Raw genomic sequence first — 24,142 nt, 5'->3', positions numbered from 1 at the left:
AGGTTCGGGAAGCATTTGCAGAACGCCTTTCCTCAATTACTACTTAATGGTCTTAAATATCCTGTTCCATCTTGGACCGTTGTCGCTACTAAACCAAATAAGAGAAGGTTTGCCTACAATTCTATCTTCCGGAACAAATCCCCAAAAGCGCGAGTCCTGCGAGTTGTGCCTGTTGTCGCCCATCATCCAGTAGTAGTCCATTTTAAAAGTGTAGAAAGCAGCCTCTTTTCCGTTTAGATAAAAGCGGTTGTTTTTGTTCTCCAATTGATTTTGTTCGTACACCCTGATCACCCTTTCATAAATCGGATAATTTTCTTTTGTAATGCTAAGGGTAGCGCCCTTTTTCGGAATCCACACAGGCCCATAATCATCTAAACTCCACTGGTGAATAGAATCATACGGAAACAGTATTCCCTTATACTGCGAGGCTCCTCGTATATCGGTTAGCAGTTTCACTTCTTCCGCCAACCTGCTATTCTCCATCTTTTCAGCAGCCTCGGCAGTTAGCAACATTGCAAAAGCATTTTCGCCTGTTGCCGTAACCTGCGCCGGATCAGATACATCTATAGCATACTCCTCTTTCATTACATCTTCATCCAGTTGCTGACCGCGCGTAAATACCTGGTAAAGCATTTGAGACTGCGAAGGCATTTGCTGCTTAATTCCATTGATATAAACATATCCCTTCCTGATTGACAAACTATCTCCCGCCACTCCTGTACAACGTTTCACATAATTATCCGTCTTATCAAAAGCATGTACAGCCAGTGGGTATTCCTTCGGATTTGATAGAATACTTTGTGCATTTTCATCTCCGAGTGCCGCTGCTCTTTTTATATCATAATACGGCCTTGCAGTTTGAAAGTCTTCTTTATTAATCACAGTATCTCCTGCAGGCATATTAAACACTACAACATCTCCTCTTCTTACAGGTGATGCAAACCACCTGACATAACCAAGTTGAAAAAGACTGGTATAAGACTTCAAAGTAGTTCCGGGGATATAATTGTGTATGAAAGGAATGGCAAGTGGCGAGTTTGGAATGCGGGGTCCATAGCTAACTTTATTAACGAACAGATAATCATTAATCAATAAAGTCTTTTCCATTGAACCCGTGGGAATGGCATAAGCTTCAAAAATAAAAGACCTGATTATGGTTGCAGCAATAGTTGCAAAGACAGCGGCATCTACCCATTCGCGCCATGTAGATTTTTGGTAGCGTTGTACATCTGCTACCCGCCGATAATAAATGTGTGGCGAATACCCGAGATAGAGGAAATAAACAGGAGAAAAAAAAGTAACGAGGATATGTTGACCAAGACTAAACTTCCCAAAAAGCTTTACAAATTCTATGTAAATGCTTATCGTAATGAACCAACCCACAATTGGCATTGCTTGCCAAAGAACCCAGTGTCGCGAACGCTTACCAATCGTCACCATCATCCATGTATTATAAAAAGGCACGAATGCCTTCCATGCCGGAATACCTGCTTTTTGAAACATTTTTGCAAGGCCAAAAGAGGGCAACAAGAACAGAAGTAAAGAAATGAGGCAAATGGTGAGTAGATGTTGAAGAGGCATAGGCTTATTTTTTCTATAAAGCTTGGCAAAAGCCGGAACGATTACAAGTAGCTGATGTGAAACTTTTGCAAAGTTTGATTGTCGGCAGATCAATGATTTCTACCAGGTAAGAAGTATAAACCTGCCGGTGCGTTAGTAACAGACTTTAGGTTTCGCCCTCAAGTAGCACTAACAACTTGCTATTAACCATCTGAAAAAACTTGCGACTAACGATTCAGAAACTGCGGACTAACGCAAAGTAAAATCTGCGCTCACCAGATTTATCAACACTTAAACAATTTCAATAATTTCGCCTAAAATTAAATAATGAAAAGACGATCGTTTGTAAAGGCATCAATGCTCACAGGATCTTTAACGGGCCTATCTGCTATGGTAGCCAAAGCTTCCGAAAAAGATTTTTTTGCCAAAACCTCTCCTGAATTTTATGAGTTGCGGGTCTACACCCTAAAAAATGCAACTCAACAAAAGCTGGTCGAGGACTATTTTAAAAATGCTGCTATCCCGGCTTTGAACAGGCTGGGTAGTAAAAATATAGGAGTTTTTACAGAGCTAAAACCAGACGGACAATCGAAGTTATATGCAGTTATTCCCTATAAGTCAATAAAGGACTTTATGGAGGTAACTGATAAACTTTCCACTGATGCAGCTTACCAACAAGCAGGTACAGAATATTTGAATGCCCCTGCAAAAGAGCCGGCCTACGACAGAATACAAAGCTCGTTTTTAAAGGCTTTTGCAGGAATGCCTAAAATTCAGGTACCAGAAAACAAGAGCAGAATATTTGAATTACGCCGTTATGAAAGCGCAAGTGAAGCCGCTGGCAAGAAGAAAATTGATATGTTCGACAATGTGGGTGAAATAGCTATATTCAAAAGGGTCGGACTAACGCCTGTATTTTTTGGCGAAACGATTATTGGCGAAATGCGTCCCAACCTAACTTATATGCTCACGTTCGATGACATGGCAGAACACGACAGAAGCTGGAAAGCATTCGGATCAGATCCTGAGTGGGCGAGAATAAAAGCAATTCCGGGATATGAAGATGCCAAAATAGTAAGTCGTATAACACGTACATTTTTGGTTCCTACCAGTTTCTCGCAGGTTTAAGAAAAGAAATAATAAGTTTGATAAAAGCTGTTGGTGTTAAACTAACAGCTTTTTTTTTGCAGCTATCTGTGCAAGCTAAGAAGATCATGAAGCAAAAAACCTATTCGCAATTTTAATGAAAGCATTTTTATAGTGAATGAATTTGTAGAGCAAAGGCCTGGTGTTTTGGGAGGGAAAGCAACAATAAAAGGCACCAGGATTGGTGTCGATCTAATTTTAAGAAATACAGGAGCCGGAGAGACAATTGAAGAACTGTTAATTGCCTACGCTTTTCTTACCCGAAAAGCTATTTTAGCTTGCATTTCTTGGGGTGCTGCTTTGGTAAGGAATGAAACACTGATAGATGTCGAATAACTTTCCACTAATAGTTGTAGATGAAAGTACTGATGCAACAATAACGGTCCGGTAAGTATTGACCGCGTTAGAAAAGCATTCAAAAGAGTTAGTAAATGCTTTTTTGGTTTTGAATAAAAAGAAATTGAGAATTAGAAAATGGATTAAGATACCTCTACAACTCGTGTGTGCACGCTATCATTTTGTTCCTATTTCTTTAGTTAATTTTTAGTTCTTTTGCTTTACTCCCTCTTATTGAATAAAGCAGAAGCTTGAACTCCCTTACTTTTACAAATGACTTTTTGGAAGAGCTTGTTTAGTAAAGAGAAAACCAGTAAAACAACTACGAAGCAATTAACCCTAAAAGAAAGACTTTCTGCACTTCGTAACCTTCCAAGGTTTTTTAAACTGGTTTGGGAGACCAGTAAATGGATGACCATCATTAATGCACTTCTACGCATTATTAAATCAGCCACTCCCCTCGCCATTTTATACGTTGGCAAACTCATTATTGACCAGGTACTTTTAATGAGTCAAGATAAGTCGAATCTTTCTTCTTATCTGTGGACACTCGTTGCAATAGAATTTGGCCTTGCTATCCTTTCCGACAGTTTAAGCAGAGCAATCACTTTGATGGATAGTTTGTTGGGAGATAAGTTTTCTAATCATACCTCTATCAAGATCATGAGCCATGCTGCTACACTCGATCTTGATCAGTTTGAAAATTCTGCTTTTTATGATAAGTTGGAACGGGCGAGGCAACAAACCGTTGGGCGTACAATTCTACTTTCGCAAGTCCTGAGCCAGGTGCAGGATTTAATCACCATGGCTTTTCTTGCGGCCGGACTACTAGCATTCAATCCGTGGCTGATCATTCTACTGCTGGTTGCAATTATACCAGCCTTTTTAGGCGAAGCTTATTTTAACGATAAAACATATGCGTTAAGCAGAAGACAAACACCTGAAAGAAGGGAATTAGACTATGTACGTTTTTTAGGTGCCAGCGATGAAACGGCTAAGGAAATCAAGATTTTCAATTTATCGGGTTTCATTATTAATCGTTTCAGGCAGTTGTCAAGCCAGTTTTATAAAGACAACAAGGTGTTGGCCGTGAGACGGACGGTTTGGGGAACACTCTTTACCATGTTGGGAAGTGCAGGTTACTACGGAGCTTATATTTTTATGATTGCTGAAGCAACCCAGGGGAAAATAACAATTGGATCGCTCACTTTTCTCGCGGGTTCTTTCAGGCAGTTAAGAAGCTTACTGGAAGGAATACTAATTCGCTTTACCAGCGTGTCGCAGGGAGCAGTCTACTTGCAAGACTTTTTCGAGTTTTTTGAGATTCGACCTAAAATTGTTTTATCAGCAAACCCTTTACCCTTTCCCAAACCAATTAAACACGGATTTACTTTTGACAACGTTGGCTTCAAGTATTCTAATGCTGAGCGCTGGGCAAACCGCCATTTGAGCTTTACACTCCGCCCCGGCGAAAAAATTGCCCTGGTGGGTGAAAATGGTGCAGGTAAAACAACGCTCGTAAAATTACTTGCACGCTTATACGATCCTACCGAAGGACGGATTTTGCTGGATGGAATTGATTTGCGTGAATACGACCTGGATGAATTGAGGATTCAAATAGGCGTCATCTTCCAGGATTTTATCCGGTACCAGATGAGTGTGAACCAAAACATTGCAGTTGGAAATATAGCAGAAGTTGGCAACGCTCAACTTATCCAAAGTTCATCAGAACAAAGCATGGCGCACCCCCTGATTGAGAGGTTGCCCAACAAATACGAGCAAATGTTGGGTAGACGTTTTAATAACGGAATTGACCTTTCGGGAGGCGAATGGCAAAAGATTGCACTGGCAAGAGCTTATATGAAAGATGCTCAATTGCTGATATTGGATGAGCCAACTGCAGCCTTAGACGCAAGGGCTGAGTATGAAGTATTTCAACGATTTTCTGAATTAACCAAAGGAAAATCAGCCGTATTAATATCGCACCGCTTCTCTACAGTCAGAATGGCCGACAGGATAGTTGTCTTGGAAAAAGGCCAGTTAATAGAGATTGGCAGCCACGAAGAATTGCTGGAAAAAGAAGGACGATATGCAGAGCTGTTTAGACTGCAGGCAATGGGTTACCAGTAATCCTTCGCCCAGGGCGAACAAGATGCTTTTATACTGCTGCGGAGGATTTGATAGTACAAGTGCTGGTGAACATATTTTTCTCTGATGTGCTGTAGGGACATTTGCAGGCAGAGGAAGGAAAAAGTTTGTCATGTTGACGTTCGTGTAGGAACGTTTGCTGCAGAATGAAGCCTGTATATCGAAGCATTAAAGATTGACGTAACTTCCTTTCTGCTTGCACAATCAAAATATGATGAATGACAAATCGTAGAAATTTTTTGCAGAAATCTGCCACTATGGTTGGCGGATCTTTATTAGCATCGGCAATCCATAACGATGCTTTTGCCATTTTCAACAACCGGGTAATGCCTTCTGATCAAATCAACATAGGTGCGATAGGCATTAATGGAATGGGTTGGGCCGATGTTTTGGCCGCCTTAAAAGTACCGGGAGTTAATTTGGTGGCAGTGTGCGATGTCGACAAAAATGTGATAGATAAAAGAATGGCGGATTTGACGAAAATGAAAGTAGATGCCTCAAAAGTGAAAATCTATAGTGATTACAGAAGTTTATTAGATCAGAAAGATATTGATGCAGTCATTGTAGGCACACCTGACCATTGGCATGCACTAATTATGATGCATGCATGCGAAGCGGGGAAAGATGTATATGTTGAAAAGCCGGTAGGAAATTCGATTGGAGAATGCCAGGCAATGGTTGCTGCACAACAGCGATATAATAAAGTGGTTCAGGCGGGGCAATGGCAACGTAGCCAGCAGCATTTTAAAGATGCAGTAGATTTTGTGCAAAGCGGGCAACTCGGTAATATCCGAACGGTGAAAGTGTGGTGTTACCTTGATTGGGCAAGGCCTGCACCAGTAATTGCTGACAGTGCTCCACCTGCAGGTGTAGATTATGCCCGTTGGCTTGGTCCGGCTCCTACCCGACCGTTTAATGCAAACCGCTTTCACTTTAATTTTCGTTGGTTTTGGGATTATGCAGGAGGCTTAATGACCGACTGGGGAGTGCATTTATTAGACTATGGCTTACTGGCGATGAAAGCCTCGCTACCCCGTTCCGTTTCAGCTTTAGGTGGTCGTTTCGCTTATCCCGACCTTTTTGAGGAAACTCCAGATACGCTCTCTACCACCTACGAGTTTGATGGCTTTAATATGATTTGGGACTCTGCGCTTGGAATAAATAACGGGCCATAACCGTGAACACGGTATTGCATACATTGGCAACAACGGTACGCTCATCTTAAATCGCGAGGGCTGGGAAGTCATAGAAGAACGGCAAGGCAAAAACAAGGTAAGTAAACCTTTGGTAAAGCCTTCTGACAATGGGCTCGATAAGCACATGGTTAACTTTATTAACGTAATTAAGTCCCGCAAAATGGAAGACCTGCATTGCTCTATACAGGCAGGAGCACACATAGCTACCGTAGCTCAAATGGGAAATACCGCTTACCGTAGTGGCCAAAAATTACAGTGGAATTCTGCAAAAAATAAGTTCACAGATAAAAACATAAACAACAAGTACCTGACGAAGGAATACCACAATGGTTATAAGTTGCCGAAAGTATAGACCAACGCTTTAGCAATCTCTTCAATGATATAAGTTCACAATAAAGAAGTGTTTTTTGTGGCAGGCAATTGTTCTTTGTTCAGCATTGTTGTGTCACTCACTGGTACTTTTATCTCTTTCTTCGTCCGGTGTGTCACTCAATCCATTTACTCTAATAATAATCAGGCGGACTAAGAACAACGTTTTCGCCCGAAATCCGATATCAACAATGTAACGGGCAACGAAAATTAAAGCCAAAAGCAGCAGCACAGTACGCGGCCTAGAAAAATGAGTTGTGCTAAAAGGAGGCGTTTTTCGTCCACGACGCTGGCTAATTTTGCATGGGCTCGTGCAAGGTATTAAGCCTTTTTTTTCTATTATTAAAATCTGTTATAACCGTTATAATTCATTCCGTCATCGTACCTGTTTCCTTATATTTGCCCAAATTTTTTAAAGTGAAGTCCCGGAACGTTATCCTTTTAATTCTGTTTATTCTTTTCATTGACCAGGCTTTTAAGTTTTATATTAAAACTCATTTTTTTATTGGTCACGAAGTGAAAGTACTTGGATTGAACTGGTTTCGACTGCATTTTGTAGAGAATGAAGGAATGGCCTGGGGTTGGAAAATGGGCGGCGAATGGGGCAAGGTAGCCCTAACACTATTTCGCCTGGTGGCTGTGATAGCAGGCGTCTTTATCATCCGCGATTTTATTAGAAAAAAGTATCACGCCGGTTTTATCTATTGCAGCGCTCTCATCTTTGCAGGCGCATTAGGAAATCTTATAGACAGTATGTTTTACGGTATTCTTTTTAATGAGAGTGATCCATACATGCAGAATGTCGCTTACTTCTTGCCGAAAGCAGGAGGATATGCAAGCTTCTTACATGGCAAAGTGGTTGATATGCTTTACTTCCCCCTTATTACAAATATGCATTATCCCTCCTGGTTTCCATTTTGGGGTGGTGAAGAATTTGAGTTTTTTAGACCCGTCTTCAATATCGCTGATGCTTCAATTTCCATAGGTGTAATTGCTATTCTTATTTTTCAAAACAAATTTTTTAAAAAGCACGAAGAGCAATTGCAACCCGTTAACAGGGAAATAGAAATTGACGATAAAGTGCAGGTAGTAGAATAACAGTTTTACAAATAGAAAAATTTAAAATAAAAAGAGCGGGGACCAAAGCCCTGCTCTTTTTATTTGTGCAACTGGTCTTTTATTACTACCCGATTGTCGAAAAAGAAAGAGGATTAAACTTACTGGCAAAGGTAAAATCTGAACAGCCCTTTCATACAAGCCCCACAAGTATGGTTAGCAATAGGCACCATCAAGGGGTACAACAAATTTATTTTTGGCTAAGAAAAATGTAAACGTTGTAATAGTTCTACTTCCGATTCCATCCACTTGATGGTGCTATACTAATCAAAAAGCCCCTAGAATTTTACGGGAGAACGTCCGTCCGGAAGTAAACAAAAAATAGAGTTTAAGGTATGGACAGGATTAGGAGGTTTATGACCGCCTCACGCTTACCTTCTCTACCTTCTTAACCATTTTAAAAAAAGGAAGGGGTTACCTTTTTAAGACAACCCCTTCCTTCTATCATCAAAAAAATCACTTTAAGTTTTCCTAACCTTTGCCCTAAACTTACCATTAGTAATCGGAGCAACAGCCCCTGATGCATTCACTGCTGATCCTGTAAATGTCCCTGTCACTATTCGGCTCGTTGAGTCATAAGCTGAAATCGAGATGGTTGTACTAGCCGAAGGAGTATTGAAATCTGCCGTATAAATCTTATTAATCTTTGAAGTATCACTGTAATCAGTATAATAGAAAGCGGCAAGTGAATTTGTGCTATTATAGGTAGAGCCTGCGGCGATTTTTCCTGTAGCAGAAAAGACACCAAACTGAATGGTTGTATCCCCCGTTGTAGGAGTATAGCCCAGGAAAATAAAACCGTAAATATTATTTATAGTAGTGTCGAAAACATCATAAAAAGGACCATGAAAAAAGCTTGTTCCTCCGTTAAAGCTCCAGGCCGAGTCGCGGTCATTTTCCGGGACTACACTACCAGGCGTTCCTCCAGTAACATTTACAGAGAAACTACAAGTACTGCTGCCCGCCGTAACCGGAATAGAATTAGTACCTGCCACCGTCGGTGTACCGCTTCCTTGTAATGTAATAGTTTGAGGTCCTAACGCTGTAAAAGTTCCGGTTCCGCTAAAAGTCATACCCCCTGTTGCTATTGTGCTAACTGTATAGCTTCCTAACGTAGTAACATTTACCTGAAGGGCTACTTTGTTTGCAGAGGTAAGTGCGATGCCGGTAGAATATACACCTTGCACGTTAGCAGTTGTACAACTACCGGGAGTACCGGCAAGAGAATAAGTAGCGGGAGTTTTGCTGATAACCGTTACGGTAAAAGAGCAAAAAGTAGTATCAAATGCTACATTAAAAGTAGTTTGCCTTGCAGCCAAAGGTCTGCCTGTTGCCTTCAATCTTATGGTTTGTAGCCCGGGAGCTGAATACCCTGAGTCCTGGAAAGAAAAGCCATTTTGAGTGTCTGAAAAAATTCTATAGGCGCCACCTGTTGCAAAATTAACTTGTACAGTTACATAGGTATCGATGCTTAACGTACTATCTACAATAAAAGAACCATTAACAGCAATATCTTTACAGTTGCCGACCGAGTCTAGCAACGAGCCTGTAGCTGTCTTTCCAGCAAACCCGCTATCCACGCTCAACTCTTTTTGGCAGGCGACAAAAAAAATGAGGCCGGCCAACACGATTGATAAATACTTTAATATTTTCATGAAACAAAGAAAAAGTTTTTTGCTGAAAGATTTTTTTACTCCACCACCTTTTTTACACCAATAACATTGCTTCTAACGCAGATCGTAGTTTAAAAGATATGGTTCGTCGTTATTTTAACTTTTCCATACGTTTTATAACACAATAAAATTTTCCAACTTATGACTGCCTCATCAAAAATCTGTCTTGTGTGCATACACTTATACCCAATTTAAGCAAGTGAGTTAGCCATTTCAATATCTTGATTTTTCAAAATCGCATCAATATTTGATAGCGTTACTACTGCAATTTTTGTGAGGGCCTCATCGGTAAAAAATCCCTGGTGTGAAGTAATCAGCACATTGGGAAAACTGATCAGGCGGGATATGACATCATCCAGTATAATGCCGGCTGACAAATCTCTAAAAAACAGCTTCTCTTCCTGTTCATATACGTCTATCCCTACATAGCCCAATTTACCTGATTTCAATCCGTCAATAACCGCCTTTGTATCTACCAAACCTCCGCGGCTGGTATTTATTAGCATCACCCCTGTTTTCATCATAGCGATTGTGTCAACATTCACCAGGTTATGTGTTTGATCGTTTAATGGTGAGTGAAGGGAAATAATATGGCTTGCCGCTAACACGTCCATCAAAGGCATATAACGGACACCCAAAGCTTCAACTTCCCTATTTGCAATCAGGTCAAAGGCAACTACGTTACAGCCAAACCCAATCATAATTTTACAAAACGCCCGACCAATATTGCCGGTACCAATTACACCAACAGTTTTTCCATGCAAATCAAAACCGAGTAAACCATTCAAAGAAAAATTTTGTTCGCGAATGCGGTTATAAGCTTTATGAGTTTTGCGGTTAAGAGTCAAGATCATGGCTACAGCATGTTCAGCCACTGCCTGCGGAGAATAAGCAGGAACGCGGCAAACACTTATATTATTTTCCTTGGCAGCAGCAAGGTCAACATTATTAAAACCGGCACACCTTAGGGCTATTACTTTTACCCCATTCAGTGCCAGGCATTCAATTACCTTCCTGTTAACTTTATCATTTACAAACACACAAACTGCTACACTTTTTTTAACCAGGTCTACTGTTTTTTCATCTAATCCGGCTTCCAAAAATTCAAACGTAAAGCCCAGGCCGTCGTTATGTTTATTAAAAAAATCTTTATCGTAAGGCTGGGTAGAAAAGAAAGTGATTTTCATCGGTCAAAAATAGTAAATAGCCTGACTGAACCGATTAAAACCTGGAACGAACAAAGTGCTCGCAACGTCTGACTATCGTAAATCTTCCACAGCAAAAGCAAAGGTCATCTAACGGTGTATGGTTCGAAAAACAAATTCCAGTATTCAATTTTATATTTAAATTGTTCAAAAATTTATAAACACGATTGCCCCATTAGCGCGGGTAATAAGATAAACCTTGATAGATGAAAAGAAACCTTTATGCTTTTACCGCCTGTTTGCTCTTACATGTCTTTATTTCTAAAACATTTGCTCAAAAAAATGAGCCGGTTAGAATTGTAAAAGATCCTAAGGAAAACAAATTTGACATAACAATTGGCGGTAAGCTTTTTACTAGCTTTTTATATCCTGGCGCTATAGAAAAGCCTGTCTTATACCCGATTCATTCGTCCGCAGGAACCGAAGTAACACGGGGTTTTCCTTTGCGTACTAAAACCGGCGACCCAACCGATCACCCTCATCACCTTGGCCTTTGGCTCAACTTTGAAAACGTAAACGGCTTAGACTTTTGGAATAATTCTTTCGCTATTGCACAAGATAAAAAACATTTATACGGTTGGATAAAAACCGATAAAATTCTGAAGACATCCAGCGGGGATAAGGGGGTGTTGGCATACCATGCAAACTGGACCAACCAGAAAAACGAGGTGCTGTTGGAAGAAACAACAAGCTTTGAGTTTACAGGAAAAGGAAACCAACGAATCATAGACAGAACCACAGTGTTAAAAGCAAATACGCAAGTAGTCTTCAAAGACGCAAAAGATGGCCTGTTGGGTTTAAGGGTTGCCCATGCACTTGAAATACCCTCTAAGGAAGATCAGAAATTTACAGATGACAAAGGCATTGTAACTATTGTAAAAGCAGGAACAGATAAATTACCCAACGGTAATTACGTAACCAGCGAAGGCAAACAAGGCAATGATGTTTGGAGTACAAGGGCCGTTTGGTGTAAGGTTTACGGCAAAATGGGTAACGACTCAGTAAGTATCAGCATCATCGACCATCCTTCGAATCCCAATTACCCTACTTTTTGGCACGCAAGGGGTTATGGCTTATTTGCAGCAAATCCGTTAGGAGAGAAAATTTTTACAAATAACAAATCAGCAAAAAACTTAACACTTAAACCAGGAGAGTCTGTTACTTTTAAATACCGGGTATTGATAGAAGAAGGAAAACAATCAACTTCTTCAGAACAATTAAATAAGGTGGCGGCTGAGTTTAGTAAAAGATAGTAAAGGTTTCAGTTTCTTGCGTAGTAACATAAAGTAAATAACACGGCCTACTTTTAAAAAAAGCAGGCCGTGTTATTTAAAAATTACGCTACCAACATTTCACGGTTATATTTATTCCGGTACGCTAACGGCGACAAACCCGTGATCTTTCTAAAACTCAGGCGGAAAGCTTTCGGATCAGTATAACCAACTTTATACATCGCATCGTTCACATTATCCCTCGTTGACTCAAGGCTCATTTTTGCAGCTTCAATTTTTACGCGCTGTATATATTCTGCCACTGTATTCGCCGTCGCTTTTTTAAACCTGCGCTCAAAATTTCTACGGCTTAAAGCAAACATAGACGTCAGCCGCTCAATGCTTATTTTATCCTGGTAATTTTTTTCAATAAATTCCTGTGCCTGTTTTATCGGCTCATCTTCATGGTTCTTTTGTCCTTCAAAAATTACAAACGACAATTGATCCTTCCGCTCTATTTCTATTGCAAACACTTTGGCAGTCAAAACAGCAATGTCACGGCCCGCATGCTTCTCAATAAGGTACAAAATCAGATTAAGATAAGAGAAAGCGCCACCGCTTGAATAAATGCCTTGCTGATCAGTAATAATCTTTTCAGTTACCAGGTTTACATCCGGAAATAGCTGCCTGAAACCAGCTTCTGCCATCCAGTGAGTTGCACATTTTCTTCCTTTTAAGAGACCCGTTGAGGCAAGCAGGAAGGCTCCTAAACAAAGGCTTGCCACCTCTGCCCCGCTTTTATATTGTTGTATTATCCAGGGGACAAAATCTTTATTGTTTTCTATAGCAACTGTCAGGTCTCCGTCCAATGCCGGTATAATAATCAGGTCCGTCTTTTTTACGTCATCTAACAATACATCTGCGTTTGCTGTAAACGAACCGCCGCTAAGTGGTGTTTCCTTTGTAAGTCCAACCAACTGCACTTTAAAAACAGGTGCGGTACCCTTAGCTTTAAAAAATTCATTCACCTGGCTAAATAACTGGCGTGAACCTTCAAGGCTTCCTAATATGGCTCCTTTAGGAACGAGGATAGATATATGTTTCATCTCTCAAAAATAGGTAAAGCCTTTGTCGCAATCAACCCCTTAGATTGCCGTAGTTACACCTTTTAAAACATTAATAAAGACAGTAGGTTTGTATAAGAATATGGGTGACCCGCTAAGTACCGCTATTAAACATCGTTGTGTCACTCACTTGTACCTGCAAATTTCTAATCAACTTTTTATCGCCTGGTTTAAAGATCCTGCTGGCAATATTTCGTCTGTGCTTTAAGAGAGGCACACCCCGCTATAGCTTGTCCTTTCGTAAAGTCATAAAGTTAGCGCGGTTAACAGGTGAAAGAAGCGATACAGTATAAGTGAGTGACACAACCATGTTGGGGCTTGTACAAAAGTTTGTAAACACAGGCGTGCCCTCATAAAGCATGGTAACGTTATTAAAAAAGTAACGTGCCCGATCGCTAAAATGAAATAAGATAAAAATTGAATCACGATAAAAATTAAAAACAATGACAACAACTTCAGAAAAAATTACGGGCGACAGGTCAAAGAACACAAGAATTATTTATTGGATGGCAACAGGTCTGTTAGCCCTATTTACATTATCAGGATCTTTTTTTATGAATTCACAAATGGCTATTGACGGAATAAGACACCTGGGCCTTCCCGAATGGTTTAGATGGGAATTAAATATAGGACACATTATTGGCGGCCTCATACTGATACTACCAGTAGGAAAACGAATAAAAGAATGGGGATACGTAGCACTTGGAATAGATTATATCTCTGCACTTATTGCCCATCTTTCTATTGACGGTGCTGTCTCAAGTTCTTTTTCACCTTTAATAACTATGGCATTGTTAGTTGTTTCGTATATCTGTTATCATAAAATAAAAGATCGGCGCTATTACGTCTCGAAAGAAAATAGCATCTTACAAAACGAAGCAAGTTTTTAAAAATTCATTGATTATGGTAGAAGTTTTTAAAACCAATGTTATTGAGGATGATCATGCTAACATGCTTGTTTATCATATTCATCAAAACTTCGGGGAGTATAAAGCAAACTTCGACCTCGAGGATTGTGACAGGATTTTGCGGGTAAAAAGTTCGACAGGACAAGTAGAAGCCGCTGTGCTTATTAACCTGTTAAAAGAGCTTGGATTTGATGCAGAAGTGTTACCTGATGAAAGTGTTATAACAATGTAATGGCGTTTTCTTTATAAAAAAAGTCTTCGCCCGCCCGTGAAACAACAGTGAAAATGAGTAAAAATCCCGGTTGTTCTCTTAATCATTATTGCAATCGTTTTAATTATTGCATTATTCCGAGAAAAGAATATGGCATTGAACGGGAAATCACAATCAATAAACCAAAAACGTTTTGAAAGACCTTTTGCAGGAGGATCGCGCACTTCATTTACTGCAGAATTAGTGTCACAAAACCAAACCTTTTATTTTTTTCAATCAAAAAACACACATCATGGCAACTAAAATTTTTGTGAACTTACCGGTTAAAGACCTTGATAAATCGATCGTCTTTTTTACCAAACTTGGATATTCGTTCAATCCACAATTCACTAATGAGAAGGCGACCTGCATGATTATTGGCGAAGATATTTTTGTAATGCTGCTGGTAGAGGAATTTTTTAAAACCTTTGTACCAAATGAAATTGCTGACGCAACAAAAAGTACAGAATCTATTATATGCCTTTCGGCCGAAAGCAGGGAAAAAGTAGATGAGTTGGTCAGAAAAGCGATAGAAGCCGGTGGAAAAACATACAACGAAGCACAAGACCATGGCTTCATGTATGGTCATGGTTACCAGGACCTGGATGGACACCTTTGGGAAGTGATGTGGATGGACCAGGGTTCAGGAAGTCAGAATTAATACAGCAATCAAATGAGCCAGGAACAATTGCGTTTGCAGGAATCAACAGAGGGAAAAAAGAAATGGAAAAAATGGGGACCTTATGTTTCTGACCGCCAATGGGGAACAGTGAGGGAAGATTATAGTGCAGGAGGAAATCCGTGGGAATACCTTACACACGACATGGCCAGAAGCAAAGCCTACAGGTGGGGAGAAGATGGTATTGCCGGCATAAGCGATAGCGAACAGCTGCTATGCTTTTCGGTGAGTTTGTGGAATAAAAAAGATCCGATCATTAAAGAAAGGCTTTTTGGATTGGGGGGTAATGAAGGCAACCACGGAGAGGATGTGAAGGAGCTGTACTATTACCTCGACTCCACTCCCACTCACTCTTACATGAAGATGTTGTATAAGTATCCTCAGAGCGAATTTCCCTATGTAAAGCTGCTTGAAGAAAACCGGAAGCGGGATAAAATGCAACCGGAATACGAACTAATAGATACCGGCATCTTTGACAACGACAAGTATTTTGATGTGTTTGTTGAATATGCAAAAGCAAGCGAAGAGGATATACTTATAAAGATTACAGTACATAACCGCGGAAGTGAAGCTGCAATGCTTAACGTGTTGCCTCAACTTTGGTTTCGCGATACCTGGTCGTGGGGCTATAACAATTACAAACCGCACCTTAATTCGTCTCCTAGCGGAGATATCAATATTAACCATGAAGCGCTCGGTAATCTTACGTTATATCTTGAAAACAACCCGCCCCTTTTATTTTGTGAGAATGAAACCAACAACAGCAGCTTATATGGGATAGATAACAAAAGCGCATTAGTAAAAGATGGGGTTAATGAATACCTGGTACATGGAAATGAAAAAGCAATTGCCACAAATGGAAATACCACTAAAGTTACAGCGAACTATGACCTGGTAGTAAAGGGCAACGAATCTACAACGATACGGTTACGATTATGTACCGATCGTAAACAACCGTTCAAAAATTTTGAAAGCATATTAAGAACCAGGATTAACGAGGCCGATGAGTTTTACGCATTATTGCAACAGGATATTGTATCTGAAGATGAAAAGCTGGTTCACCGCCAGGCGCTTGCAGGCTTGTTGTGGAGTAAACAGTTTTATTACTATGACGTAGAGGAGTGGCTTAAAGGCGACCCAGCCCAACCACGTCCCGATGCAGCACGGTTAAAAGGAAGAAACCACGAATGGATTCACTTGAATAATGCCGACATTATTTCAATGCCTGATAAGTGGGAGTACCCATGGTATGCAGCCTGGGACCTTGCTTTTCACTGCATCCCGTTTTCCCTTGTTGATCCGCATTTTGCTAAAGAGCAATTAATGTTGCTTACTAAAGATTGGTATATGCATCCTAACGGCCAGTTTCCTGCATATGAATGGTTGTTTAGCGACGTTAATCCTCCGGTTCACGCCTGGGCAACCTGGCAGGTGTATAAGAATGATAAAAAGTATAATAATGGAAAAGGCGATATTGCTTTTTTAGAGTCCGTTTACCATAAGTTGCTAATCAACTTCACCTGGTGGGTTAACCGTAAGGATGCAGAAGGCAATAACATTTTCGAGGGAGGTTTTTTGGGCCTTGATAACATTGGTGTTTTTGACAGGAGTGCTGCCCTGCCTACTGGCGGCACTATTGAACAGGCAGATGGCACCAGTTGGATGGCGATGTATTCGCTTAACATGATGCGGATTGCTTTAGAGCTTTCGCGAACGAATCCTGTTTATGAGGATATGGCTTCTAAATTCTTTGAGCACTTTTTATATATAGCCAATGCAATGGCAAGTATGGGAGACAAAAGTGCAGGCCTATGGGATGATGAAGACGGCTTTTATTATGATACGTTGAAGATGAAAAATAACCAAACTGTAAAGCTGAAGGTGCGCAGCATGGTTGGTTTAATTCCGCTGTTTGCTGTAGAAGTAATTGATGACAGCCTATTAGAAGAAGCGCCGGAATTTGCGAAGCGTTTAAAGTGGTTTTTGAGTAACCGGCCCAACCTGGCCAACCTTGTTTCACGTTGGCAGGACAAGAACGAAGGTGAAAAGCATTTGTTGAGCTTGTTACGAGGACACCGGATGAAAAAGATACTCGAACGTGTTCTTGACAAAAATGAATTTTTAAGCGAATATGGTGTTCGATCGCTTTCGAAAGTCTATGAAAAACATCCATACGAATTTGAGTTAAAAGGGAACAGGTTTAATATATGGTACGCTCCAGGGGAGTCGCCAATAGGAATGTTTGGCGGCAACAGCAATTGGAGAGGGCCGGTCTGGCTGCCGGTTAACTTCCTGATCATTGAAAGTATCAAGCGCTTCCACACTTACTATGGAGACGATTTTAAAATTGAATGCCCTAGGGGAAGCAACGAGTATATGTCTCTTGCCGAAGTTGCAGCGTTTCTTACCAAACGATTATTAAAGCTTTTTCTGAAAGATGAAAATGACCGACGCCCTTTTAATGGCAGCAATAATAAGCTGCAGCATGACCCTGATTTTTGCAACTATATCTTGTTTTACGAACATTTTCATGGAGATGATGGCAGGGGCGTAGGAGCATCTCATCAGACAGGATGGACAGCATTGGTTGCTAATCTGCTGCAACCAAAAAAGAATGCGGTAACTTTATGCGCGGACAAGGAAATAACTAAAGACGAGACGGTTGATGCAAATGGGGTTTAACTCTTTTGCTACATCTCAACCTAAGTCGGCTGTTACTAAACTGTACTTTTTTTAAAAAAAGTTGCCATAAAAAAATAAAGTACAAGGGAGTGACACAACCGGAGCACATGAAACTACCACTGCCTGTAACAAAAAATATACGCTCGTTTACAAGTATATTTATGCGATGACGAGCGTACAACATTAGTTTTCAGGGCCCTTTCTTACTGAAAATTAGAGGAATATTAAAAATGGTATCGGCACAATCCTTGCCCCTGGTTTAGATACTTATTCAAGTTCTGTTTTGTTAAACAAAGAATCTGTGAAAACAATTGATAAGCAGCAATCTCCTTCCATCTTACTTGTGGAAGATGATGAAGATGATATTTTCATCCTGAAAGAAGGATTCGACGATATTGACTTTAAAAACCTTCTTTTTTACACTGATGCTGCAACCGCTTTCGACTATCTTAATTCAATTGATGACGACTCTCTGCCCTCATTAATTGTTACAGATTTTAATCTTCCGGCAGTCAACGGTTTGGAATTTGTGAAATTTATAAAAAGCACTCCAAGACTTTCGAACATTCCCGTAGTAATACTTACTACTTCTATGTCTGTAATTAATAGAAAGCTTTTTTACGATGAAGGTGTAGCACAGGTAATCATAAAACCTAGTGGCTTTTATGAATATAAAACCATTGCCGGCGTTTTAAAAAACCTGGTCCATCCGCCATCAATATAAAAGTTTTTATTTTCACTTGTAATTCTGCTGTTATACTTTCATACCCATATCTTCATGAATAATTAGATCAAAAACCTTGATTTTTAATTATTCAATTCTAATTAAAAATCAAAGCTATTATCGGAATTTATAGAACCTGTTATTAAACACTCTATAAAAGAAACATTGCTTCTATAAAAAACGCTCTTGCTTATATGAAAATTCAACTCTGTCTGGTTTCTTATTTATTCCTTTTTGCAAATGCAGCCGGCGCTCAAACCCCTAAAAAATCAGGTCGTCTAACTCCACAGGTACAGGCAACATCTAAGGTTTGGTCAGCCGAAAAAGCCAACGCCTGGTACAATGAACACAACTGGATTACAGGAGCCAATTTTATTCCTAGCAATGCTATCAACCAGCTTGAGATGTGGCAGGAGGATTCTTTTGATCCCGAAACAATAGACCGCGAATTAGGATATGCGGAAGGAATAGGTTTTAATACAATGCGGGTATTTCTACATAGTCTTGTGTGGCAGCAGGACTCTTCGGGTTTCAAACAAAGAATAAATCAGTACCTGGATATTTCGACAAAGCACAACATTAAAACGATTCTTGTTTTCTTTGACGATTGCTGGAATAAAGAACCAAAACCAGGAGCTCAACCGCAGGTTAAACCGGGTATTCATAATTCGGGATGGATGCAGGACCCGGGAGACCCGTATTCAAAAGATACCACGGTGTACCCGGGACTTGAAAAGTATGTAAAAAGTATTTTAAGAAGTTTTAGTACCGATAAAAGAATCCTCCTTTGGGACTTATATAATGAACCGGGTAATAATAACAAGAGAGACTCATCGATGCCATTGTTAAGAAAAGTTTTTTCGTGGGCAAGAGATATTGATCCCGAACAGCCTGTAAGTGTTGGTTTGTGGGCGTGGGATTTTTACGAATTGAACGCTTTCCAGTCGGCTAACTCTGATGTAATTACTTACCACGATTACGAGGAAGTGCCGTTGCATAGCCGGGTAATAGATCTTTTGAAAATAACAGGTAAGCCCCTACTTTGCACCGAGTATATGGCCAGAACGCGAAAAAGCACTTTTAAAGATATATTTCCCCTGTTAAAGAAATACAATGTGGGCGCAATCAATTGGGGGCTTGTAGCCGGCAAGTCGAATACGATATATGCCTGGGACGACCCTATTCCTACGGGAGATGAACCTAAAGAATGGTTTCATGATATTTTTCGTAAAGATGGAAGCGTATATCGCAAAGATGAAACAGAACTTATTAAAAAATATACTTCACAAGTGGCACCAGACATTACATTAGACAAAAAAGCCTTTCAGTCTACTATTGACGGGAAAAGCACAAATTTATATTTGCTTAGAAACAGAAATAACTACACTGCTGCCATTACCAATTATGGGGGAAGAATTGTTGGTCTTTGGGTGCCTGATAAAAAAGGCAAGCTGACTGATGTTGTACTTGGACTTGCTTCAATAAGCGAATATCAACAACCAGCAGGTGGAGCCTTTGGCGCATTAATTGGCCGTTATGGAAATCGAATAGCAAACGCCAAATTTTCATTAGACGGAAAGGTATATACCCTGGCAGCAAACAATGGAAAAAATTCTATACACGGCGGTAAAATTGGTTTTCAAAAAGTAGTTTGGAATGCAAGGCAAATCAATGATAAAACTTTAGAGCTGAGATATACGGCAAAAGATATGGAAGAAGGCTTTCCGGGAAATCTGCAGGTGAAAGTAACGTACACGTTAAACGATAATAATGAACTTAAAATAGACTATGAGGCTGTAACAGATAAGAAAACAGTTGTCAACCTAACCAACCATTCTTATTTTAATTTAAACGGAGAAGGTAGCGGAACAATTACCGATCATACGCTTCAAATGAACGCCAGCCATTATACTCCGGTTGACGCCACGTTAATTCCAATTGGCAAAATTGAACCTGTTGCCGGTACCCCATTAGACTTTACTTCCCCTGCTACCATCGGCTCGAGAATAGATAGTGACCACGATCAGATAAAAAAGGGCAGTGGTTACGATCATAATTATGTGATTGATAAATCGGGCATAGAAAGATTGCAACTGGCAGCGACAGTTACAGGCGACAAATCAGGCATTGTTATGAATATGTATACAAGCGAGCCCGGCGTTCAACTGTATACATCCAACTTCAACAAAGGCATGTACACGTTAAAGGGCGGTGGCAAGGACGATTACAGATCAGCCTTTTGCCTGGAAACACAACATTATCCCGACTCTCCAAATCAACCTTCATTTCCTTCAACCGTGTTAGCTCCCGGTAAAACGTATAAGACATCTACGGTTTTTAAATTCATTCCAACTAAGTAGAATACTTTCCATGTCAGCTTTTTGCAAATTAAAAAGTCAGGCGATTTGCCTGACTTTTTAATTGAGTAATAGACCGTGTTGGCGCGAGCAGCGGTAAAATCAATACTCTTCAAGCTTTGACACTTTCATTAAATTTAACCAATGAAAACTTTGACAGTACAAATACCTGATATCCTAGATGAAAGAGCAGCAAAAATGCTTCTTGCTGCTAAGTTGTATGAAGGAGGTTCTTTATCTCTCGGATAAGCTGCTGATTTAGTTGGCTACTCTAAACGAACGTTTATGGAGCTTTTTGGAAATTATGAAGTCTAACCAAAAGACAAAAATTATCAATCAATAATTGAAGCTTCCGTTGACAAAGGTGAAGCCAGTGCGATTGCATTAGCAATTGAGTTAGATGAGTGCTTGCTTATCATCGATGACCGCAAAGGAAGAAAATTTGCTTATGAATTAGGATTGACAATTATTGGTACTGTTGGAATTATTGTGGACGCAAAGCTTACAGGTATAATTCCATCAGTCGGACCAATTCCTGCAAAAATGAGGACAACAAATTTCAGATTTACAGAACGACCGGAACTTTTAATTTTACAAAAGCTGGTGAGTAGTGCCTGCGTCAAAAAAGGGGTATTGCTGTAAGTGGGGCGTAATAGAGCAACGTTCTGTCGTTTCTCTATTACGCTGTGGCTCTGCAGGACGTCGTTAATTTAGCAACCGTCTTGTAAAATTTTCTAATTCGCTTCCTGTACAAGAAAAACATTAAGAGGTCGGTGATACCCTGAATGCGCCCGGCAGCTTTTTTTCTTCTACCTTATCCTCTGCAATTTCATTCGATCCTTTTACAGCCCATAATGTTATTATAGCCGACAAAAACAGCGCGCCTGACATAAAGATATAAGACGCACCAAAGCCACCTGTGCTACCATTTAAATAACCTACGAGATAAGAGCCGGCAAATGATCCTAGCGCTCCAAAACTATTGATGAGCGCTATGGCGCCACCAGCAACATTTCGCGGCAAAATTTCAGTAATGATAGCAAAGAATGGCCCGTAGGGAGCGTACATAGCAGCACCTGCAATTACGAGCAACACAAACGATAGCCAAAAATTAGTTGTACCGGTTAAGTACGAACCATAAAAAGCCAGCGCGCCGATTAACAGAAAGGGCCAGACAAAAATTTTCCGTTTTAAGGTTTTATCAGAAAAATAAGAAGCACTCAACATACCTATGATAGCAAATACATACGGAACAGATGAAAGCCACCCGGTTTTTACAATATTCATATTGGGCGCGGCATTAATAATGGACGGAAGCCACATCACAAATCCGTACACACCAATACTCCACAGGGCATACTGAAGGCATAACAAAATAACGGTCTTCGACTTAAATGCATCCGCGTAGTTCTTCACCGGTTTTATACCAGCCTGCTCTTGTTGTAATTTGTCCTCCAGTGCTTGCTTATCAGGTTCAGATAACCATTTTGCATTTTTAGGCGTTTCGTCAACAAGTTTCCACCAGAAGAAAGCCCAGATAATTGCCGGCAACCCTTCCCAAATAAACATCCATCGCCAGCCAACGGCTTTTATAAGGTAGCCAGACAAAATAGACATCCACAGAATAGTGGCAGGATTACCAAGAATTAAAAAAGTATTTGCGCGGGATCGTTCGGCTTTGGTAAACCACTTGCTTAGAAAAATTAACATGGCCGGCATTACTGCACTCTCAACTACCCCTAGCATAAAACGAATTACGATCAGCATGTTTACATTGCTAATCATACCAGTGGCCATTGCAAGCCCACCCCAAAGAATTAGGGACCAGAAGATTAGCTTTTTCGCACTTTTATTTGCAGCATATAGCGCACCCGGAATTTGGAAAAAGAAATAGCCAAGAAAAAACAGGGATCCTAATAATGAAGAAATTGACGGTGTGATATTTAAGTCTTTTGCCATTCCGCCGGCTGCAGCAAAACCAAAATTTGCACGGTCGAGGTAAGCTAGACTATAAGTTATAAATGCTATCGGTATTAATCGGTACCACCGCTGCATCGCAATCGTAGTTGACATGGAACTTAAAAGTTTAATTATGAACCCACAATTTTTAAAAAAATAATTTGTAAAGCACGATTACCACGTTCTTTTACTCATCACCTTATCTAACTCCGCACGTGTCATTTTCCCTAGCTCGGGATGTTGTTCAAGCCATTTTAGGAATGCCGTTTTAATATCATCGGTCCACTGGCTGTCTATCTGCCCTGTTGTGTATTTACCCGATTTTACCATTTCAAATCCAAACTGATCCTTACGTGTTACAAACTCGGCAGTACTTACCACTTGTTCTGCAAGATGAGCAGGTACAAAAAGAACACCTTCCCTTTGTGCTATTACTAAATCGCCCGGCAGTACCATTACACCTCCAATTCTAATAGGTGTATTCAGACCCATTAAAACCATCTCTTCTAAAAACGAAGGATGAAAATCGCGCACAAAAGCATTAAAACCTTTTATTTCCTGCAGCCCTTCAATGTCTCTTGCAGCTCCATTAAAAACCACCCCATTTCCGGTTTTACTAAAAATTGCATTACCAAGAGTTGCTCCCATAAGCGTTCCTCCGGCAATTTTTCCAAAGCCATCTGCTACATACACATCGCCTTTTGTAAGCGTTTCAATCGGCCACGAATTGGTGTTACCCTTTCTCCCTGCCGTTACACCCCGTGCCTTAATATTCTTTTCAATGTCTGGTCGGGTAGGCATAAACATCGCCGTAACAGCACGGCCAACAACAGACACATTATTTTCTACCATTTTCCAGTTGCCTTCGAACTGGTTGGTGTAGCCTTCATTTTTTAAAACCGTCCACGCGTCGTCAATCCCAATGCTTTTTGCCCTTTTCAGCAAGTCATCAGAAATCTTTGGACGTCCGTCTGCAAACCGTTCCCCTTTCCAATCCGAAGTAAGAAAAATAAGTTCGTCCTTAGAAATGGTTTGTGCAAACGAAGGGGCTATAAAAAAAAGGCTACCAACAAATGCGAACAAAAAAGCAGCTTTACATTTCATTATTTTGATTCTGATTTTAAGATGTTATTTCGTTTTAGAAAGACACTTCCCCCCGAAAGTGGAAGTATCAAAATTAATTCTTAGCGTCTTAAGCCGTACCTCATCCTCGTTCCTTTTCCTTTAACAGAAGAATGTGCATGTGCCACCACGCTTCCTGCTTTATAGGCAGGTTATTTTCAATAAAAAGTAAGTGCAATTAAGAAATCTTTTTTGGTCCAACTAAAAACCTTTCTGTAAGCATTGTTGCGTCGCACACTTCTACTGTTTTTTCTTTTAGCAGCAAAGCGTCAAGTGCTAAGCTAAATAGTTGCACTAAACAGGTTGCCATGAAAAACTATCTTTGAAACGAGCGTGGCAACGATGTTTAATAATATTACAAATGCCTGCGAAAAAGA

20 protein-coding genes are annotated in these 24,142 nt (G+C 40.2%); 14 read left to right on the top strand and 6 right to left on the bottom strand.

Going from position 1 to position 24,142, the window contains the following annotated elements; translation table 11 throughout:
- Window positions 1–39: 39 nt before the first annotated feature.
- On the bottom strand, window positions 40–1,581 hold the full coding sequence (gene lepB / locus JWR87_RS11060) for a signal peptidase I (protein ID WP_297819722.1): 1,542 nt from the start codon (window positions 1,579–1,581) through the stop codon (window positions 40–42).
- Window positions 1,582–1,887: 306 nt separating this feature from the next.
- Between lepB and JWR87_RS11055 the strand changes: the two genes are divergently transcribed.
- From JWR87_RS11055 to JWR87_RS11030, 6 genes are all read left to right on the top strand, one after another.
- Window positions 1,888–2,688, top strand: coding sequence for an NIPSNAP family protein (locus JWR87_RS11055; protein WP_297819719.1), 801 nt, complete (start codon window positions 1,888–1,890; stop codon window positions 2,686–2,688).
- Between the two features lie 132 nt (window positions 2,689–2,820).
- Window positions 2,821–3,042: a DUF433 domain-containing protein gene (locus JWR87_RS11050; protein ID WP_297819716.1), complete on the top strand. Its 222-nt coding sequence runs from the start codon at window positions 2,821–2,823 to the stop codon at window positions 3,040–3,042.
- A 273-nt stretch (window positions 3,043–3,315) separates the two neighbouring features.
- On the top strand, window positions 3,316–5,172 hold the full coding sequence (locus tag JWR87_RS11045) for an ABC transporter ATP-binding protein (RefSeq protein WP_297819713.1): 1,857 nt from the start codon (window positions 3,316–3,318) through the stop codon (window positions 5,170–5,172).
- A gap of 236 nt (window positions 5,173–5,408) precedes the next feature.
- Window positions 5,409–6,365, top strand: coding sequence for a Gfo/Idh/MocA family oxidoreductase (locus tag JWR87_RS11040; RefSeq protein ID WP_297819710.1), 957 nt, complete (start codon window positions 5,409–5,411; stop codon window positions 6,363–6,365).
- 109 nt (window positions 6,366–6,474) lie between these two features.
- Window positions 6,475–6,738 carry a hypothetical protein gene (locus JWR87_RS11035; RefSeq protein WP_297819707.1) on the top strand — a complete coding sequence of 88 codons (264 nt, stop codon included), beginning with the start codon at window positions 6,475–6,477 and terminating at the stop codon, window positions 6,736–6,738.
- A 434-nt stretch (window positions 6,739–7,172) separates the two neighbouring features.
- Entirely contained in the window at window positions 7,173–7,853 is a 681-nt protein-coding gene (locus tag JWR87_RS11030) for a lipoprotein signal peptidase (protein ID WP_297819704.1), read from the top strand.
- A gap of 479 nt (window positions 7,854–8,332) precedes the next feature.
- Here JWR87_RS11030 and JWR87_RS11025 read toward each other — a convergent pair whose 3' ends face one another.
- Both JWR87_RS11025 and JWR87_RS11020 read right to left on the bottom strand, forming a co-directional pair.
- On the bottom strand, window positions 8,333–9,526 hold the full coding sequence (locus JWR87_RS11025; protein WP_297819702.1) for a hypothetical protein: 1,194 nt from the start codon (window positions 9,524–9,526) through the stop codon (window positions 8,333–8,335).
- Window positions 9,527–9,735: 209 nt separating this feature from the next.
- Complete coding sequence (locus JWR87_RS11020) at window positions 9,736–10,731, bottom strand: 2-hydroxyacid dehydrogenase (protein ID WP_297819699.1); 996 nt, start codon at window positions 10,729–10,731, stop codon at window positions 9,736–9,738.
- Between the two features lie 224 nt (window positions 10,732–10,955).
- Here JWR87_RS11020 and JWR87_RS11015 point away from each other — a divergent pair, with 224 nt between their 5' ends.
- Window positions 10,956–12,002 (top strand): PmoA family protein, encoded by a 1,047-nt coding sequence (locus JWR87_RS11015; RefSeq protein WP_297819696.1) that lies wholly within the window; start codon window positions 10,956–10,958, stop codon window positions 12,000–12,002.
- 83 nt (window positions 12,003–12,085) lie between these two features.
- Here JWR87_RS11015 and JWR87_RS11010 read toward each other — a convergent pair whose 3' ends face one another.
- On the bottom strand, window positions 12,086–13,066 hold the full coding sequence (locus tag JWR87_RS11010; RefSeq protein WP_297819693.1) for a helix-turn-helix domain-containing protein: 981 nt from the start codon (window positions 13,064–13,066) through the stop codon (window positions 12,086–12,088).
- Between the two features lie 461 nt (window positions 13,067–13,527).
- Here JWR87_RS11010 and JWR87_RS11005 point away from each other — a divergent pair, with 461 nt between their 5' ends.
- The 7 genes from JWR87_RS11005 (at window position 13,528) to JWR87_RS10975 (ending at window position 21,326) form a co-directional block, all read left to right on the top strand.
- Window positions 13,528–13,974 carry a DoxX family protein gene (locus JWR87_RS11005; RefSeq protein WP_297819690.1) on the top strand — a complete coding sequence of 149 codons (447 nt, stop codon included), beginning with the start codon at window positions 13,528–13,530 and terminating at the stop codon, window positions 13,972–13,974.
- Between the two features lie 13 nt (window positions 13,975–13,987).
- Entirely contained in the window at window positions 13,988–14,224 is a 237-nt protein-coding gene (locus tag JWR87_RS11000; protein ID WP_297819687.1) for a hypothetical protein, read from the top strand.
- A 271-nt stretch (window positions 14,225–14,495) separates the two neighbouring features.
- Window positions 14,496–14,903, top strand: coding sequence for a VOC family protein (locus tag JWR87_RS10995; RefSeq protein WP_297819684.1), 408 nt, complete (start codon window positions 14,496–14,498; stop codon window positions 14,901–14,903).
- A 12-nt stretch (window positions 14,904–14,915) separates the two neighbouring features.
- Window positions 14,916–17,603 (top strand): glucosidase, encoded by a 2,688-nt coding sequence (locus JWR87_RS10990; RefSeq protein ID WP_297819681.1) that lies wholly within the window; start codon window positions 14,916–14,918, stop codon window positions 17,601–17,603.
- A gap of 301 nt (window positions 17,604–17,904) precedes the next feature.
- The gene (locus tag JWR87_RS10985) at window positions 17,905–18,327 is read left to right on the top strand and encodes a response regulator (protein ID WP_297819678.1); all 423 of its coding nucleotides are present in this window, start codon (window positions 17,905–17,907) and stop codon (window positions 18,325–18,327) included.
- A gap of 194 nt (window positions 18,328–18,521) precedes the next feature.
- The gene (locus tag JWR87_RS10980) at window positions 18,522–20,687 is read left to right on the top strand and encodes a galactose-1-epimerase (RefSeq protein WP_297819675.1); all 2,166 of its coding nucleotides are present in this window, start codon (window positions 18,522–18,524) and stop codon (window positions 20,685–20,687) included.
- Window positions 20,688–21,092: 405 nt separating this feature from the next.
- Window positions 21,093–21,326 carry a DUF3368 domain-containing protein gene (locus JWR87_RS10975; RefSeq protein WP_297819672.1) on the top strand — a complete coding sequence of 78 codons (234 nt, stop codon included), beginning with the start codon at window positions 21,093–21,095 and terminating at the stop codon, window positions 21,324–21,326.
- A gap of 120 nt (window positions 21,327–21,446) precedes the next feature.
- On the opposite strand, the gene JWR87_RS10970 is transcribed toward JWR87_RS10975, so the two are convergent.
- Window positions 21,447–22,757 (bottom strand): MFS transporter, encoded by a 1,311-nt coding sequence (locus JWR87_RS10970; RefSeq protein ID WP_297819669.1) that lies wholly within the window; start codon window positions 22,755–22,757, stop codon window positions 21,447–21,449.
- 60 nt (window positions 22,758–22,817) lie between these two features.
- Window positions 22,818–23,747 (bottom strand): RraA family protein, encoded by a 930-nt coding sequence (locus tag JWR87_RS10965; protein WP_297819666.1) that lies wholly within the window; start codon window positions 23,745–23,747, stop codon window positions 22,818–22,820.
- Window positions 23,748–24,142: the final 395 nt, after the last annotated feature.

It is taken from the genome of Segetibacter sp. (assembly GCF_025963695.1).
Lineage (GTDB): Bacteria > Bacteroidota > Bacteroidia > Chitinophagales > Chitinophagaceae > Segetibacter.
The sequence above is the reverse complement of the archived record's forward strand: the minus strand, read 5'-3'. Positions and strand labels throughout refer to the sequence as shown.